Source organism: Nocardiopsis codii (assembly GCF_036327455.1).
GTDB classification, from domain to species: Bacteria; Actinomycetota; Actinomycetes; order Streptosporangiales; family Streptosporangiaceae; genus Nocardiopsis; species Nocardiopsis codii.
Genome location: NZ_JAUZMY010000005.1, coordinates 48,875 through 64,781, shown reverse-complemented (window position 1 = coordinate 64,781; position 15,907 = coordinate 48,875). Strand labels below are relative to the sequence as shown.

Annotated in this window: 15 protein-coding genes; 8 read left to right on the top strand and 7 right to left on the bottom strand. The window is 73.9% G+C overall.

The annotated features are described in order from the left end of the window. The first annotated feature begins 342 nt into the window (after window positions 1–342). The 5 genes from Q8791_RS06855 to Q8791_RS06835 all read left to right on the top strand — a co-directional run bounded on the left by Q8791_RS06855 (window position 343) and on the right by Q8791_RS06835 (window position 6,530). Window positions 343–2,358, top strand: a complete 2,016-nt coding sequence (locus Q8791_RS06855; protein WP_330090740.1) for a GTP-binding protein — start codon at window positions 343–345, stop codon at window positions 2,356–2,358. Between the two features lie 104 nt (window positions 2,359–2,462). Then, window positions 2,463–3,113 (top strand): NAD(P)-dependent oxidoreductase, encoded by a 651-nt coding sequence (locus Q8791_RS06850; RefSeq protein ID WP_330090739.1) that lies wholly within the window; start codon window positions 2,463–2,465, stop codon window positions 3,111–3,113. A 90-nt stretch (window positions 3,114–3,203) separates the two neighbouring features. Next, the gene (locus tag Q8791_RS06845; RefSeq protein WP_330090738.1) at window positions 3,204–3,692 is read left to right on the top strand and encodes a MarR family winged helix-turn-helix transcriptional regulator; all 489 of its coding nucleotides are present in this window, start codon (window positions 3,204–3,206) and stop codon (window positions 3,690–3,692) included. A 326-nt stretch (window positions 3,693–4,018) separates the two neighbouring features. Beyond that, window positions 4,019–5,317 carry an MFS transporter gene (locus Q8791_RS06840; RefSeq protein WP_330090737.1) on the top strand — a complete coding sequence of 433 codons (1,299 nt, stop codon included), beginning with the start codon at window positions 4,019–4,021 and terminating at the stop codon, window positions 5,315–5,317. A gap of 367 nt (window positions 5,318–5,684) precedes the next feature. Further along, the gene (locus tag Q8791_RS06835; RefSeq protein WP_330090736.1) at window positions 5,685–6,530 is read left to right on the top strand and encodes an alpha/beta fold hydrolase; all 846 of its coding nucleotides are present in this window, start codon (window positions 5,685–5,687) and stop codon (window positions 6,528–6,530) included. A gap of 167 nt (window positions 6,531–6,697) precedes the next feature. On the opposite strand, the gene Q8791_RS06830 is transcribed toward Q8791_RS06835, so the two are convergent. Next, window positions 6,698–7,801, bottom strand: a complete 1,104-nt coding sequence (locus Q8791_RS06830) for an alkene reductase (RefSeq protein WP_330090735.1) — start codon at window positions 7,799–7,801, stop codon at window positions 6,698–6,700. A 61-nt stretch (window positions 7,802–7,862) separates the two neighbouring features. Here Q8791_RS06830 and Q8791_RS06825 point away from each other — a divergent pair, with 61 nt between their 5' ends. Then, complete coding sequence (locus Q8791_RS06825) at window positions 7,863–8,231, top strand: MerR family transcriptional regulator (RefSeq protein ID WP_330090734.1); 369 nt, start codon at window positions 7,863–7,865, stop codon at window positions 8,229–8,231. Between the two features lie 165 nt (window positions 8,232–8,396). Continuing rightward, window positions 8,397–9,707: an MFS transporter gene (locus Q8791_RS06820; RefSeq protein WP_330090733.1), complete on the top strand. Its 1,311-nt coding sequence runs from the start codon at window positions 8,397–8,399 to the stop codon at window positions 9,705–9,707. Window positions 9,708–9,732: 25 nt separating this feature from the next. On the opposite strand, the gene Q8791_RS06815 is transcribed toward Q8791_RS06820, so the two are convergent. Next, the gene (locus tag Q8791_RS06815; RefSeq protein WP_330090732.1) at window positions 9,733–10,608 is read right to left on the bottom strand and encodes an AraC family transcriptional regulator; all 876 of its coding nucleotides are present in this window, start codon (window positions 10,606–10,608) and stop codon (window positions 9,733–9,735) included. Window positions 10,609–10,865: 257 nt separating this feature from the next. On the opposite strand from Q8791_RS06815, the gene Q8791_RS06810 reads away from it, so the two are divergent. Continuing rightward, window positions 10,866–12,002, top strand: a complete 1,137-nt coding sequence (locus tag Q8791_RS06810) for a baeRF2 domain-containing protein (RefSeq protein ID WP_330090731.1) — start codon at window positions 10,866–10,868, stop codon at window positions 12,000–12,002. Window positions 12,003–12,092: 90 nt separating this feature from the next. Here Q8791_RS06810 and Q8791_RS06805 read toward each other — a convergent pair whose 3' ends face one another. The 5 genes from Q8791_RS06805 to Q8791_RS06785 form a co-directional block, all read right to left on the bottom strand. Continuing rightward, window positions 12,093–13,142: an exonuclease domain-containing protein gene (locus tag Q8791_RS06805; protein ID WP_330090730.1), complete on the bottom strand. Its 1,050-nt coding sequence runs from the start codon at window positions 13,140–13,142 to the stop codon at window positions 12,093–12,095. A 219-nt stretch (window positions 13,143–13,361) separates the two neighbouring features. Beyond that, entirely contained in the window at window positions 13,362–14,690 is a 1,329-nt protein-coding gene (gene thrS, locus Q8791_RS06800; protein ID WP_330090926.1) for a threonine--tRNA ligase, read from the bottom strand. 161 nt (window positions 14,691–14,851) lie between these two features. Continuing rightward, entirely contained in the window at window positions 14,852–15,184 is a 333-nt protein-coding gene (locus tag Q8791_RS06795) for a rhodanese-like domain-containing protein (protein ID WP_330090729.1), read from the bottom strand. Further along, on the bottom strand, window positions 15,181–15,447 hold the full coding sequence (locus Q8791_RS06790; RefSeq protein WP_330090728.1) for a hypothetical protein: 267 nt from the start codon (window positions 15,445–15,447) through the stop codon (window positions 15,181–15,183). The genes Q8791_RS06795 and Q8791_RS06790 overlap by 4 nt, the downstream gene beginning before the upstream one ends. Next, the gene (locus Q8791_RS06785; RefSeq protein ID WP_330090727.1) at window positions 15,444–15,899 is read right to left on the bottom strand and encodes a hypothetical protein; all 456 of its coding nucleotides are present in this window, start codon (window positions 15,897–15,899) and stop codon (window positions 15,444–15,446) included. The genes Q8791_RS06790 and Q8791_RS06785 overlap by 4 nt, the downstream gene beginning before the upstream one ends. Window positions 15,900–15,907: the final 8 nt, after the last annotated feature.

Below are 15,907 nucleotides of genomic sequence, written 5' to 3'. Positions count from 1 at the left end.
AATTTCGTGACACTTCTCCGCCCGGTGGTCCCCACCCCGGGTTCTCGGCCTTCGCCCCCCCGCACTTCGACCCAGGACCGCCTCCCCGGCGCGCGTTGGAGGCGGCACCCCCACCCACCCCAGGGGTCCGGTGCTCATGCGCCGACCGGTCCCGCCGACCGCACACCGGGGCCGCGCCGCACCGGAAAGGGACAGAACGGAAAACAGGTTGCGCGAAATCAGCGACGGGGCCAGGATCGGACCGTCAACCGACAGCCGCAGAGAGGAAAAACGGGATGCGCCGGTCCTACGGAGTTTTCGAGCCCATCATCCGGAAACGAATTCCCGAGGACACTTCCGCTCTTGTCATCCCTTCCAGCCACACTGAACATCGGTATCGTCGCGCACGTCGACGCCGGTAAGACCAGTCTCACCGAGCGCCTGCTCTTCGACGCCGGCGCCGTCGACCGGCTCGGCAGCGTCGACGCCGGGGACACCCGCACCGACTCCGGGCGCATCGAACGCGAGCGCGGCATCACCGTGCGCACGGCGGTCGCGTCCTTTCGTGCGGGCCCCGTCCAGGTCAACCTCATCGACACCCCGGGCCACACCGACTTCGTGGCCGAGGTCGAACGCGCCCTGTCCGTGCTCGACGGCGCGGTCCTCGTCCTGTCCGCGGTCGAAGGCGTCCAGGCCCACACCCGGGTCCTGATGCGCACCCTGCGGGGCGCGGGTCTGCCCGTGGCGCTCTTCGTCAACAAGACCGACCGTCGGGGCGCGCGCCCCGACGGGGTGTTCGCGGACGTGCGACGGCTGCTCTCCCCGGACGCGGTCGCGCTCAACCGCGTCTCCGGCGCGGGCACGCGCGACGCGCGCACCCTGCCCCTGGACCGGGACGACCCGGCGGTCGCCGCGGGGATCGCCGAGGTCCTGGCCGCGCATGACGACGTCCTGCTGGCCCGCCTGGTCGACGGCCTCCCGGCCCCGCCCCCGGCCCGGCTCGACTCCCTGCTGGCGGCTCGGGTGTCGGAAGGGCTCGTGCACCCGGTCCTGTTCGGTTCGGCCATCACCGGAGAGGGCGCCCCCGAGCTGGTCCGCGTCCTCACCGCCCTGTTCCCCGTCAACGCCCCCGACCCGGGGGACACCGGCCGGGAGCCGCAGGGCACGGTGTTCGCGATCGAGCGCTCGGCTTCCGGCGAGAAGACCGGGTACCTGCGGCTGCGGTCCGGCCGCCTCGCCAACCGCGACCACGTCGTCCTCCACCGAGACGGCTCCGACGGCTCCGACGACCGGGACACCACGCACCGGGGCCGCGTCACCCGCCTGGAGGTGGTGGGCTCCGAGTCCGACCGGGGACGCGCGCTGACGGCGGGCCACATCGGCCGCGTCCGGGGGCTGCCCGGCCTGCGCGTGGGCGACCGGCTGGGCCCGCCCGCGCCGGGAGGCCCCGGTCCCCGCTTCGCGCGGCCCTCCCTGGAGGCGCTCGCCCGGCCGGAGGACAGTGGCGACGGGCCCCGCCTGCACGCCGCATTGGTGGCCCTCGCCGAACAGGACCCGCTGATCAGCGTGCGGACCGTACCGGGGGAGGGGGTCTCGGTCCTGCTGTACGGGGAGGTGCAGAAGGAGGTCGTGGCCGCCACCCTGGCCGACGACTTCGGCGTGGGCGCGGTGTTCGACCGCAGCACCATCGTGCACGTCGAGCGCCCGAGCGGTGTCGGCGAGGCGGTCGAGACGGTCGGCTCGCAGCCCGCGGACGGGTTCGTGGCCACGGTGGGACTGCGGGTGGAGCCGGGGGAGGAGGGGAGCGGTGTGGCCTTCCGCCGCGAGGTGGAGCTGGGCGCCCTGCTGCCGTCGTTCGACCGCGCCGTGGTGGAGACCGTCCACGACACCCTGGCCCAGGGCCTGTACGGGTGGCAGGTCACCGACTGCGTGGTGACCCTGGTCCGCAGCGGTTTCGTGGCCCCGACCAGCACGGCGCGGGACTTTCGCTGCCTGACTCCGCTGGTGCTCATGCGGGCGCTGCACCGTGCGGGCACCCGGGTGATGGAGCCCGTGCACGCCTTCGAGTTGGAGGTGCCCGCCGACGCGTTGAGCGCGGTCCTGGCGGCGCTGGGCGGCGCGGGCGGCCACGTGCACGAGTCCCGTCCCCGGGGCGGTGTGTGGGTGCTGGAGGGGGAGCTGCCCGCCCGTGCGGTCCACGGGTTCCGGTCGGCGCTGCCCGGCCTGACGCGGGGCGAGGGATTCCTGGTGAGCCGCCGCACCCGGGTACGGCCCGTGGTCGGGACACCTCCGCGCCGGGCCCGTACCGACGGCAACCCGTTGAACAGGGAGGAGTACCTGATCCACCTCGGTCGGTCCGGTCCGGGCGGGCGCGCCTGACCAGCTCGGGCCCGGGAACCCCGGCGCCACCGGGGTTCCCGGCACCACCTGCCGTATAGTTTGTGTATACGAACTGTTTGGCGCCCTGGAAGAGGAAACCGGCCATGAACGACGAGAGCTCCGCCCGCATCACCGTCCTCGGCGCCACCGGAGGCACCGGGCGCCAGGTCGTCCACCAGGCCCTGGACGCCGGACACCCGGTCACAGCCCTCGTGCGCGACCCCGCCCGACTGCCGATCACCCACGAACGCCTGCACGTCGTCCGGATGGCGGCCCCCGACCCCGCCGCGCTGCGCGACCTCCTGGACGGGACCGGCGCCGTGATCTCGGGCCTCGCCGCCTCGGCCGGGGCAGGATCACCGGCCACGACCTGGATCGGCGCGGTCCTGACCGCGCTCGGGGGCCGTCCGGACACGCGCCTGGTCGCGGTGAGCGCGGCCCCGGTCGGGCCCCACGCACCGGGGAGCCCGCTGTTCTACCGGGCGGTGCTCTCGCCCTTGATCGGCCGGATCTTCCGGGACTCCTACCAGGACCTGGCGCGGATGGAGGCGGCGATGTCCGCCGGCGACACCCCGTGGACCGTGGTCAGGCCGCCCCGGCTGACCGACGAGCCCGCCACCGGCACGTACCGGCTCGTGGTCGGCGGGAACGTGCCCTCCGGATACAGGATCGGCCGCGCAGACCTGGCACACGCCCTCCTGCGAGTCCTGGACGACCCGGCGACCGTGCGCCGTGCCGTCGGCGTCGCGTACTGACCCGCGTCCGCCTCCCCGGCCGTCGCCCCTTCCCACGACGGCCCGCCCACCTGGGGCCGGCCCGCCCCGCCGGGTCGGTAGCATCGGTCCATGAGCCAGGACGCGGTCGGGGATGATGTCGGAACGCCGGACCGCGAGCTGTTCGAGGCGGCCCTGAGATTCGTGCCCCTGCTGGAGACGTATTACCGCCGCGCCCACTCCGAGATGCCCGACGAGCTGCGGCAGCTCTTCCAGGAGAACCGCCTCACCGCCCGGCACGGCTCGGTCCTCGCCCAGCTCACCCGCGGCCAGGAGCTCAGCGTGGGCGAGCTCGCCGCCCGCCTGGAGGTGGGTCTGCCCACCACCAGCGAACTGGTCGGCGACCTGTCCAGAGTGGGCCTCCTGGCGAGACGGCAGGACCCCGCCAACCGGCGGCGCGTCCTGGTGTCGCTGTCCGGGGAGCACCGGGCGCTCATGCGCGACTTCGCGAACCGGCGGGCCCAACCCCTGCGGAGGGCGTTCGAGCGGCTCTCGCCCGCCGAGCGGGAGGGGTTCGCCGCAGGGCTGCGGGCCTGGGCCCACGAGGTGCACTCCGCCTGACCGGCTCCGCGGCCGAGGCACGCCCCGCCGGTCCCTGCCCGAACCGCTCCCCTCCGGACACGTCCCCCCCGCCCTGATCGGCCGCCACTGGCGCCCGCCCGCCATGCCCCGGCACCCTTCCACCGGGCCTGAGCGCAGAGCGGCACGGAGCGAAGGGCCGGGCAACCGGCAGGACCGTCAAAGCACTGGCCCGCACCGGTACCGAGGCCTATCCTGGGTCCATGCGCAAGCGATATTGAGTTTCAGCCAGGTCTTCGGGCCGAACACGCGGACCACCGGGCGACCACGTCCCCGGTGCCCTGTTCCGCTCGACCGAAAGACCTTCCATGGCCACTCCGCCAACGCGCGCCCCCGGCGCGAGCCTGTCACGCCTGACCCGGCCCCTGTACGCCTACGCGGTCTTCGAGGAGTTCATCCTCCTCTATCCGCTGTACGCGATCCTCTTCGACGAGACCGGGCTGACCGTCGCCCAGATCAGCTCGCTGTTCGTGATCTGGTCCCTGACCTCCGTCGTCGCGTCCGTGCCCGCCGGGGCCTGGGCCGACGTGGTGCCCCGCCGCTACCTGCTGGCCGCCGCACCGCTCTTCGCCGCCGCGGCGTTCTCGCTGTGGCTCCTCCTGCCCGGGTACTGGGCGTTCGCGCTCGGCTTCGTCCTGTGGGGGCTCGGCGGCGCGCTCTCCTCCGGGGCCTTCGAGGCCCTGGTCTACACCGAACTCGGCCACCGGGACGCGGTCGACCGCTACGCCCGGGTCATGGGTGTGACCCGCGCGCTGGGGGTCGCCGCCGTCGGCGCCGCCACCCTGCTGGCGATCCCCGTCATGGCCCACGGCGGCTACGCCGCGATCGGTGCGGCGAGCGTGGCCGCGTGCCTGCTGTGCGCCGCGGCCGCGCTGGCCCTGCCCGAGCACCGGGGGGCCACCGCGGACGGCGACCCCGGCGACGGGCCCGCCGGCTACCTCGCCACCCTGCGCGAGGGGCTGTCCGAGGCGCGGGCGAGCCGGAGCGTGCGCGGCGCGATCGTGCTCGTCGTCGTGGTCACCGCGTTCTGGGACATGCTGGAGGAGTTCGTCCCGCTGCTGGCGGGAGAGGCCGGGGTTCCCACCGCCACCATCCCCTTCGTGGTGCTGGTGGTGTGGGTGTTCATCACCCTCGGCGGCCTGCTCGCAGGGCCCGCGTCGCGCCTCCCGGTACGCGTCCTCGCCGTCCTGCTGGCACTGGCGGCGTTCGCCATCGGGGCCGGCGCCCTGCTCGGCGGCCTCCTCGGCTGGGTGCTGATCGGAGCGGGATTCGGTGTCTGCCAGACCACGGGCGTGGTCGCCGACGCCCGGCTCCAGGACCGCATCACCGGTCCCAGCCGTGCCACGGTCACCTCGCTCGCCGGGCTGGGCACCGACGCGTTCACCGGCGCCTCCTACCTGCTGTACGCGGCGGTCTTCGCCCTGACGGGCCACGCCCTCGCCTTCGCCCTCTTCGCCACCCCCTACCTGGCCGTCGCCCTCGTCCTGGGACGGCACCGGGGCAGGAGCGTGCCGACCGCCGGTCCGGAGAACACGGACCGGCACCCCGCCGAGCCCTCCGTCCCGGAGCCCGCGGGGCACCTCCCCGACCAGGGAGGAACCCGGTGAACCGGGTGGAGGGCAAGGCCGAACCCGACGGCGCCCCGGGGCGTCTCCTCCTGTAGCCGGGCGCTCCGCGCCCCGGCACCCGTGGCAGGCGGCTCCGCCCGCCACGGGGCACCGTGCCCGAGGACGGCGGGCGCGGCGCACGGCGGGCCGCAGGTGCCGAGGGACCACCTGCGGCCCGTTCACCCCCCACCGCCCGATCCGCCGCGACGGGGCGGGCGCCGTCCCGGCTCCCGCAGCCGGGGGCGCCGCGTCCGTGCCGGATCGGCGCGCACACCCGCAGCGGCGGCGCCCTCAGCCGGCCGGACACACCTCCTCCGGCCCCTCCCGGTGAAACGGCGTCTTGCGCCGATGAATAGCATCGGTTCTTGTGGCACACGAGACGACGAACACCGCGAACAGTGACGCCCCGGACACCGCCTCCGTGCGCGGGATCGACGTGAGTTACACCGACCGCGGAGCCGGATACCCGATCCTGTTCATCCACGGCCACCCCTTCGACCGGACGATGTGGGATCCGCAGGTCAGAGCGTTCGCAGGGCGCGGATACAGGGTGATCGTCCCGGACCTGCGCGGGTACGGCCGCAGCAGCGTCGTCCCCGGGACGACCTCCCTGAGCGTGTTCGCCCGCGACCTGGCCGCCCTCCTGGACCACCTGGGCCTGGACGTGGTGGGCGTGGTGGGGCTGTCCATGGGCGGGCAGGTCGCCCTGGAGCTGTACCGGCTCTTCCCGGACCGCGTGGACTCACTGACCCTGGCCGCCACCAACCCGCGCGCCGAGACGGACGAGGGCCGCGTCTCGCGCCTCGCGATGGCGGAGCGGCTGCGCGAGGAGGGGATGAGGGGCTACACCGAGGAGATGCTGGTCGGCATGATGACCGCCGACAACGTGCGCGACCTGCCCGCCGTGGCCGACCACGTGCGCGCCATGATGTACGCCGCCCCGCCCGAGGGGGCCGCCGCCGCCCAGCGCGGACGCGCGCAGCGCCCCGACTACGTCCCCCTGCTCCGGCGCGTCTCCGCGCCGACCCTGCTCGTGGGGGGCCGACAGGACGGGTTCACGCCGCCGGACTTCACCGAGTCCATGCACGTGATGATCCCCGACTCCGTGGTGGAGATCATCGAGGGCGCCGGGCACCTGCCCAACCTGGAGCGCCCCGACCGCTTCAACGAGGTGCTGCGCCGCTTCCTGGACCGCTGCCGCACCCGCGTCTGACCCCGGGAGGACGGGCCGCGGGGAGCCGCCTCTCCCGGGGGACGCGGTGACGCCCGGCACCGCGTCGGGAGCGGTCCCCCGTCCGCCGGTCGCGTCCTCCACCGGGGGCGGTGTCCCGCCGCCGTGCCGCACCGCCCCCTCGGGGGTGCCCGCCCCGCGGACGGGGATCAACCGGCCAGGGACGGGTAGTCGGTGTAGCCGGTGGCGCCTCCCACGTACATCAGGTACTTGTCGCGGACGGCGTTGACCGGCGCCCCCGTGCGGATCCGTTCCGGCAGGTCGGGGTTGGCCAGGAAGGGCCGTCCCAGTGAGACCAGGTCGGCTCCGGCGTCCAGCATCCGCTCGCCCGCGGCCCGACCGCCGTCGGCGGGGATGCGGTCGGTGGGCAGGACGGGGTTGCCGATGAGGGTGCGCGACCAGCGGTCGCGGATCACCTTCCAGACCTGGTCGTCGGGGTCGGCGAAGGCGACGTGCAGGTAGGCCGGGCCCAGGGCGTCCAGGCGCTCGGTCAGCGCGGGGTACAGGGCGGCGATGTCCTCGGCGGTCTCGGCGATGCCGTTGGCGGTGTGGCCGGGGGAGACGCGCACGCCGACGCGGTCCGGGCCGATCTCGGCGACAACGGCCTCGACGACCTCCAGGACGAAGCGCATCCGGTTCTCGGGGGCGCCCCCGTAGGCGTCGCCGCGCCGATTGGTGCCGGGCGCCAGGAACTGGTGGAGGAGATAGCCGTTGGCGGCGTGGACCTCCACCCCGAGGAAACCGGCCTCCACGGCGCGGCGGGCGGTGGCGGCGAAGTCCGCGACGGTGCGGTCGATCTCGTCCTGGTCCATCTCCCGGGGGGTCACGGCCGGTTGGCGCCCGCTAGGGGTGTGGATGGGGTCGGGCAGGGCCACGGGGGAGGGCGCCACCGGTGTCAGCCCGCTGGTGTCGGGGTGGCCGACGCGGCCTCCGTGCTGGATCTGGAGGAACATGCGACCGCCCGCCTCCTCCACGCGGCGGGTGACCGCGCGCCAGCCCTCGACGTGCTCGGGGCGGTGCAGTGCGGCGATGTTCGGGTAGGTCTGGCCGACGGGGTTGGGGGTGGAGGCCTCGGCGATGATGAGGCCGGCCGAGGCGCGCTGGGCGTAGTACTCGGCCATCAGCGCGCTGGCGGCCCCCGACGGCTCGGCCCGGTTGCGGGTCATCGGGGCGATCACGAGGCGGTTGGGCAGGTCGACGCCGGCCAGGTGGGCGGGTGCGAGCAGCGGCGAGGTTCCAGATGCGGTGTTCATGGGGATACCGTAGGAGTTGACGCCAATGTCAACTTCAAGTGCTGAGAGTGTGAGGTAGCCCATGCGGATCGGTGAGCTGGCCCGGCGCAGCGGGGTGAGCACGAGGTCCCTGCGCTACTACGAACAGCAGGGCCTGTTGTCGTCGGAGCGCACACCGGGCGGTCAACGCGAGTACGGCGAGACGGCGCGGGACCGGGTGGTGCGCATCCAGGAGCTGTACGCGGCGGGGTTGTGCAGTGCCAAGATCGCCACGCTGCTGCCGTGCATGCGCGACGCCGACGGCGGCCCGGCGGAACCCGACAGCTCCCTGGTGGCGGACCTGATGGTGGAGCGCGACCGCATCGACCGGATGATCGGGGACCTGCAACGCTCCCGCGAGCTGCTCGACGGCGTCATCAAGGCCGCCTCCGCCGAGGGGGCGGCAGTGTAGGGCGGGTCCCGCACGTGCTCCCGATCCGGTGGCGGCGCGGATCACGCCCCGGCGGGCCCGAGCGCTCCCCGGGCCGACCGACGGCTTCTGCGGGGAGCAGATCCCGGCCGCCACAGGTCCTCACCGTGACAGGCTGACCGCGTTCCCCGAACGTGAGGCTCCCCCTTGGCGACCGAAGAGCACACCGCGCACCCGCGTTCCGCGCGCGAACCCCTGGGTCCCGGCTACTGGCGCCTGCTGTCCGCGAGCGCCCTGGGAAACCTGGGCGACGGCATCGCCCTGGTCGCCCTGCCCTGGTACGCGTCCACCCTGACCGACGACCCCCTGGCCGTGTCCGCCGTCGGCGTGGCCACCCGCCTGCCCTGGCTGCTGTTCGCCCTCCTGGCCGGGGTGGCGGGGGACAGGGTGGACCGCCGCCGCCTCATGGTCCTCTCCGGGAGCGGCAAGGCGCTCGTGCTCGCCGCCCTGACCGCCCTGGTGGCGCTGGACGTGGCCGGAATCCCCGTCGTGGTGGCGGCCGCACTGCTGGTGGGCGTGTGCGAGGTGTTCTTCGACAACACCGCGCAGACGCTGCTGCCCGCCGTCGTCCCCAGGGAACGGCTCGAACGCGCCAACGGCACCCTGTGGAGCGTGGAGGAGATCGCCGGCAGGTTCGTGGGCGCTCCGGCCGCCGGACTACTGATCGCGCTCTCCATGCCCCTGGCGTTCGGCGCCCAGTCCGCACTCATGGCGTGCGCCGTCCTGTTCCTGCTCTCCCTGCGCGGCGACTTCCGCCCCGGCCCGCCCGCCGGGGACGTCCCCCGCGCGTCCGTCCGGGACATGCTCGTGGAGGGGGTGCGGTGGCTGTGGGGGCACCGCCTGCTGCGCGCCCTCGCCGTCATCCTGGCCCTGTCGAACCTGGCCGCGTCGATGAACGGCGTCATCCTGGTGCTGTTCGCCCAGGACGTGCTGGGACTGGGATCCAGGGGCTACGGCCTGCTGCTCACCGCCGTCGCCGCCGGGATGGTCGTCGGCGCCCAGGTCGTGCCGTGGCTCATCCCGCGCTTCCCTCCCGGAGCCACCCTCACCGTGGTCCTCGCCGTGCAGGCCGCCGCCTACACCGCCGTCGCGGTGGTGCCCGGGATCGCCGTGTTCGCGGTCCTGTGGATGCTGGTCGGCTTCAGCACCGTGTGGTGGAACGTGCTCACGGTGTCCCTGCGCCAGCGCATCATCCCCGACCGGCTCCTCTCCCGTGTCCTGTCCGCCTACCGCACGATCGGTTGGGGGACCGCGCCCGTGGGGATGGCGCTCGCCGGGGTGATCGCCTCCGGGCTCGAACCGGCGCTGGGCCGCGCGGCCGCCCTGTCCGCGCCGTTCCTGGTCGCGGGAGGCATCAGCGCCGTGCTGGTGCTGTTCTCCGCCAGGTACCTGACCACCGCGCGGATCCGCGCGGCCCTGGCCGAGGCCGAAGGGGACCGCGCGGACCGAGGGGCCTAGATCGTCACCGGGCCCCGGACGGGCGTCAGCGCGCCCGTTCGACGGGAAGCCACAGCTCCCCCTCGGCGGCCGTGGGGTCCTCCCCGTACTCCACCCGCAGGAGCTCCGGCCCCTCAGCGGTCCGGTAGGACGGGTGGGACGGGAACCAGTGGGCGAACGCGTCCGCCCACATCCGCTGCAACGACTCCGGGAAACTGCCCGAGGGACCCGAGAACGGGAAGACCACCCAGGTCCCGGCGGGCACCTCCAGGACCTCCATGCCCTCAGGCGCGGGGGCGGACGTGGCCGCCGCCTGGTAGTAGTCCAGCTCACTGCCCTCCTCACGGGAGGGGTCGACGTGGGCGCTCACCGACAGGACGCCGTGCGGCTCCTGGTCGGACAGCCGCCCCACCTCCTCCAGCGCGGCCCGGCCCAACCCCTTCGTGAACGCGACGACGGCCGGGTTGGGCCCCTCGTGCACGAGGGGGACCCGGGCCCTGTGCCCCACGAGGCGGAACGCCTCCTTCTCCACGATCCGGTAACGCATGGTGGTGCTCCCTTCGACGGTCAAACGGAACGTCATCCGCGGTTGGGAGGCGAGGACCGCACCGGTCCTGCGGGCCTCGCCCGGGCCCACGCCGTGCAGGGCCCGGAACGCCCGTGCGAACGCCTCCGCCGACCCGTAGCCGTGGCGGACGGCGATGTCGAGCAGGGGGGCGTCGCCGTGGATCACCTCGGCGCCGGCCAGCGTCAGCCTGCGCCGCCGCGCGTACTCCGACAGCGACATCCCCGCCAGCGCCGAGAACAGCCGGCGCAGGTGGTGCTCCGAGGTCAGCGCGTCCCGCGCCATCCCCGCCACGTCCAGCGGCGTGCCGGGGTCCTCCTCGACCCGCTCCAGGGCCCTGTTCAACCGGTCCAGCACGGCCTCTCCTCCCTCTCGCGTTCCGACTCCACCGACGTTAGGGACGGGAACCCCTTCCGCGCCCGACACTTCCCGTGCCTCTCCGGTCGGGGGACCACCGTTCCGTTCCGGGGCAATTCGAGGGAATTCTTCGACAAGGAGCGTGTCGTCCTCGACGTCTCGTACGTACGGTTAGCACCATTGGCCCGAGGATGGCCCGCAGACCGACTCCCGAGAAGGAGGTGGGCGGGGCGGGGGGAACCACGCCCCGCGGATACATGGACATGGGTTTTCTGCGACCTCTGTACGAGAGCGGCGCTCCTGTGGCTTCGGTTCACATGGACACCAGCCGCGACACCACCGACGCCGACAAAAAGATCGAACTGCGCTGGCGGCACCTGCGTGAGGAACTCGCAGCGCTGGGCACGGACGAGACCACCCTGGACGTCCTGGAGCAGGCCGTCGGGGAGGGGTCGTCCCGTTCCTACGGCGACCACGGCCAGGCCCTCTTCGCCTCCGAGGGGAACCTCCTCGGAGCGCACACCCTGAGCGAGGCCCCCGTCCAGGACCGGGCCTCGTACCTTCCCATCCCGGACGTGCTCCCCCTGGCCGTCGACCGGGGCCGACGCCTGCCCTACGTGCTGGTGGCCCTGGACCGGGTCAACGCCAAGGTCACGGCCTACGCCTCCCATCCCACCGCGGAGCCGGTCCTGGAGGCCGACTCCACCGGTGAGTCCCTCCGCAACATCGACGGCCTGGGCGGACGAGGCGGCCGCGGCCGGCGCAACAACCCCGGCGGCCCCGGCGCCGACTCGCAGGCCGCCCAGGAGCTGTGGCGGGAGAACACCGCGAAGGTCGCCGAGCACGTGCGCTCGGCCGTACGGAAGGTCGGCGCCGAGCTGATCATCGTCGGCGGTGACGAGGAGGCCATCGCCTACCTGCGCGACAACCTGGGCCCGCGCCAGCTCACGACCCCGATCCGGATCGTCCCGGGAGGGCGCGGCGGAACCGACGCCGAGGAGCGGCTGCACAAGGCCGCGGAGGACGCCCTGCGCGAGTTCGTCGTGGAGAGGCACGACGCGTTCCTGGACGACTACCAGCGCAAGCTCGCCCACGACCAGGCGGTGCGCGGAACCACGCCCCTCCTGCCCATGCTGTCGGAGGCGCGGGTGGAGACCCTGCTCCTGGGCGCGGAGCGCGACGGTGAGCCCGAGCTGTGGGGGTCGTTCACCGAGCCTCTGCTCGTGGACACCGATCCCAAGGGCCTGGACGACCCGAACGGGGCGTTCCGCGCCCCGGCCAGCGCCCTGATGCTGCGCTCGGCGGTGATGGCGGACGCGGCGTTCACCGAACTCCTCGACCACGGCCGGACCAGTGCCGAGAGCGGGGCCACCCTGCGCTTCCCGAAGCAGTAGGCGGCCTCTGGCCGGAGCCGCCCGCGTCCCCTCCGGGGGTGCGGGCGGCTCCGGCGTTTCCACGGGTCCCACGACGGGCCACGTCCCCGGTCAGGGGCCGGTGGTGGTCATCCCCAGCAGGGCCAGGAGTTCGGCCTCGGTGACGAGATCGATGCGCTGGCCGCGCTCGCGGTACGTCTCGGCCTGGCGGTGCTTGGAGGTCTTGCCGGCGCCGTCGTGGCCGCCGAGCACGAGAACGTCGGTCTTCTTGGTGACGTTCTTGGCCGGATGCCCGCCCGCCTCGGCCACGCGCCGCCACACCTCGGGTTTGTCCATGGAGGCCAGGTCGCCGGAGACGCACACGGTACGTCCGTACAGGGGTCCGGCCGGGTCGGCGTCGGGGGAGGGATCGGGGAGCGGGGTCTGAGCGACCCGCTGCCACCTGCTGAAACGGTCCTCCCCCGACGCGGGGGCGGGAGCCGTCATGGTGCGGGCCGGGGCGGACGGGCCGACCGCGGCCCGCTCGGAGACGGCCGGGGCGGCGGCCCCTTGCGCCACGGGCAGCGCCTCCTGGACCGGGAGCGCACGAGCCGCCTCCATCCGGCGCAGGTTCAGGCCGGCGGCACGGGCGAGGTCGGTGAGGGAGGACGTGCCGTAACGGGTCATGGCGGCGATCATGATGCTCGCGGCGGCCTCGGCGTCGGCGTCGGCCCGGTGGTGGTGTGTCACCAGGTGGCCGATGTGGGCGCACACCGTGGGCAGCTTGTGGTCGGGCAGGTCCGCCCAGGTGCGCCGGGACAGTGCCAGGGTGCACGCGTACTGCCACGCCGGTCGGGCCAGTCCGGTGTGCTCGCAGGCCTGGCGCAGCACGCCGACGTCGAAGGCCGCGTTGTGCGCGACCAGCGGGTCCCCGTCGGCGAACTCCACGATGCGGGCGTGCACCTCGGGCCAGGCGGGGGCGTCGGCGACGTCGGCGGGGGTGATGCCGTGGACGGCGATGTTGTGCCGGGAGAAGAAGTCCACCTGCCGGGGCGGCCGGATCAGGGTGGTGAACCGGTCCGCGACCGCGCCGTCACGGACGCGCACCAGGCCGACCGCGCACGCGCTGCCGCGGTCGTGGTTGGCGGTCTCGAAGTCGATCGCGGTCCAGGTGTGGGACACCACGTGCCTCCTGCAACGTACGGGGAATCGGGTCGAGGTTACCCGCGCCGGGGCCCCGCCGGGGACCGAACGGTCGCCCCGGGCGCCCCTGCCGGTCCCGTGCGCCTCCCACCGCCGGCGGCCCGGGCCGGGCGATGGGAGGCATCGGGGCACGCCACCGGGGTATTCCGGCCTCCGGGCCCCGTCGGGGGCCCTGAGGCCGTGCGGCGGCGGGTGCGGTCAGGCGGTCCCGTCCCACAGGTCGGTGCTGTGGGCGCCCACCAGCGCCCGGATCCGCTCCAGGACCTCTCCTGCCGGGAGCGGGTCGAGGCGGCGGCCGTCGCGCAGGCGCAGGGCCACCTTGCCGTCGACGGCCTCCTTCGCCCCGATGACCGCCTGGTAGGGCACCAGCCGGGCGGCGCGGATCCGCGCCCCCAGGCTGCCCCTCTCCGGGCCGCTCACCCGGACGCGCAGGTCCGGTTCCCCGCACCTGCGGGCGAACTCCTCCGCGGCGGGCACCTGGTCGCCGCTGACAGGAAGGACCTCCATCTGGGTGGGGGCGAGCCAGGCGGGGAACGCCCCTCCGTGCTGTTCGATCAGGTGGGCCACCGCCCGCTCCACGCTGCCGACGATGCTGCGGTGGACCATGACCGGCCGGTGCCCGGCGCCGTCCGCGCCCACGTAGCGCAGGTCGAACCGCTCGGGCTGGTGGAAGTCGACCTGAACGGTGGACAGGGTGGATTCGCGCCCCGCCGCGTCGGCGACCTGGACGTCGATCTTGGGCCCGTAGAACGCGGCCTCCCCCTCGGCCGCCTCGTAGGCCAGCCCCGAGCCGTCCAGGACGTCGGTGAGCAGGGCGGTGGAGCGCCGCCACAGGTCAGGGGAGCCGACGTACTTGCCACCCGGGCCGGGCAGGGACAGCCGGTACCGGGCCGGGACGATCCCCAGCGCACGGTAGGCCCGGACGATCAGCTCCAGCGCCGCGCCGACCTCCTCGGCGACCTGGTCCGGGGTGCAGAAGACGTGCGCGTCGTTGAGCTGGATGGCGCGGACACGGGTGAGTCCGCCGAGCACGCCCGACGGCTCGGACCTGTACATGCCGCCCAGTTCGGCCATGCGCAGGGGGAGTTCCCTGTGGCTGCGGGAGCGGGACCTGAAGATCACCGCGTGGTGGGGGCACAGGCTCGGCCGCAGGACGACCTGCTCGGAGCCGTCCCGACCGGCGTCCCCCGCCTCCGGGGCCATGGGCGGGAACATGTCCCCGCGGTAGTGGGACCAGTGTCCGGAGATCTCGTACAGCTCCCGTTTGCCCAGGACGGGGGAGTAGACGTGCTGGTAGCCCGCTCGCCTCTCGACGGTGCGGACGTACTCCTCCAGTGAGTGCCGGACGGCGGCGCCGTCCGGGAGCCAGTAGGGAAGGCCCGCGCCGATCAGCGGGTCGGTGCCGAACAGCTCCAGCTCACGGCCGAGCCTGCGGTGGTCGTACATGGCGGTCTCCTCGCGTGGGTGGAGCGAGTGACCGTACGACGAAGCCCCGGGGCACTCGCCCCGGGGCTTCGAACAAGACAGATGTCAGCGCGCCGGGACACTCTCCGGCGTCGTCGTCATGGCAGCGCGCTTCATGGGGCCGACGTTAGCAGAACCTTCGCGGGTGCGCCCGGGGCGTCCTGGGCGGGGCGGGAGCCACGCACCGGGCGCGGGGGCTCCCTCGTCCACGCGGCGCCGACCGGTCACCCGGTGGTGAGCGGTCCGCCGGCGGCGCGCCAGTCCACGAGGCCGCGGCTCATGTTGACCGCCTCGAAGCCGTACTCGACCAGCAGGTTCGCCGCCCCCGCGGACCGGATGCCGCCGGTGCAGAAGGTGATGAGCAGACGGTCCTCGGGGAGCTCCGGGCAACGTTCGGGCAGGACCTCCAGCGGCACGTGCACGGCGCCGGGGATGCGCACCCGGTTCCACTCGAAATCGCGTCGCACGTCCACGACGAGCGCGCCCTCCGCGACGAGGCGGACCGCCTCGGCTGCGCCGACGGCCGGTGGCCGGCGCAGGTAGTGCCGCAGGCTCATGCGCTCCGCGCCTCCCGTCGCACGTTGACCATGGTGAGGGGGCCGCTCAGAAGCGGCAGGAGCGCGCCGATGCGGGTCCGCGCCGTCAGGCCGCGGCCCAGAAGTGCCGTGACGGCGACGGCCAGGTAGAGCGCGCCGTGGGTCGGGCCGAGGAGGCTCGTGAGAGTGGCGTCGTGCACGGTGGCGAGGTTGACCAGCAGCCCGAGGACACTGACGAGTTCGAGGGTCGAGAGCACGGACAGTGTGCGCAGCAGTGCGTTCATGAGTAGCTCGATCCGGGGCGCACGATCATGAGCACGACGACGGCCGCCCACAGCAGGTTGAAGACGCCGACCACCATGGCGAGGCGCCGCAGCTGGGCCCCGTCGTCGGGGGTGTCGAGCGCCTCCCGCTGTCGCGGCGTGATCTGCAGGGCGAGCAGCGCGCCGGCGACGGCGGTGAGCACCATGGCGACGACGACCCAGACCTCGGTGGTGCGGTCTTGGACGAGGGCGAGCACGAGGCCGACGACCGGGACCACGATCGCCAGGGCGCCGTAGACGCGGGTGATGCGGTGCAGCAGGCGTGCGGTGTCGAGGCTCCGCTCGACCCGCGGTGGGCCTGCGGGCGCGGCGGTCACCGGCGCGTACCGGGGAAAGAGGCTGGTGCTCACGGCGACGGGGCCGACGAAGAGGATGCCCGCCACGACATGGACGGACAGCAGTAGGGCTTCCATAACCTTCA

Excerpts from the sequence above, each read along its gene's own strand:
- Q8791_RS06850 (WP_330090739.1), top strand. The coding sequence starts at position 2,463 with ATGAACGACGAGAGCTCCGCCCGCATCACCGTCCTCGGCGCCACCGGA.
- Q8791_RS06845 (WP_330090738.1), top strand. The coding sequence starts at position 3,204 with ATGAGCCAGGACGCGGTCGGGGATGATGTCGGAACGCCGGACCGCGAG.
- Q8791_RS06840 (WP_330090737.1), top strand. The coding sequence starts at position 4,019 with ATGGCCACTCCGCCAACGCGCGCCCCCGGCGCGAGCCTGTCACGCCTG.
- Q8791_RS06830 (WP_330090735.1), bottom strand. The coding sequence starts at position 7,801 with ATGAACACCGCATCTGGAACCTCGCCGCTGCTCGCACCCGCCCACCTG.
- Q8791_RS06825 (WP_330090734.1), top strand. The coding sequence starts at position 7,863 with ATGCGGATCGGTGAGCTGGCCCGGCGCAGCGGGGTGAGCACGAGGTCC.
- Q8791_RS06810 (WP_330090731.1), top strand. The coding sequence starts at position 10,866 with ATGGACATGGGTTTTCTGCGACCTCTGTACGAGAGCGGCGCTCCTGTG.
- Q8791_RS06795 (WP_330090729.1), bottom strand. The coding sequence starts at position 15,184 with ATGAGCCTGCGGCACTACCTGCGCCGGCCACCGGCCGTCGGCGCAGCC.
- Q8791_RS06790 (WP_330090728.1), bottom strand. The coding sequence starts at position 15,447 with ATGAACGCACTGCTGCGCACACTGTCCGTGCTCTCGACCCTCGAACTC.
- Q8791_RS06785 (WP_330090727.1), bottom strand. The coding sequence starts at position 15,899 with ATGGAAGCCCTACTGCTGTCCGTCCATGTCGTGGCGGGCATCCTCTTC.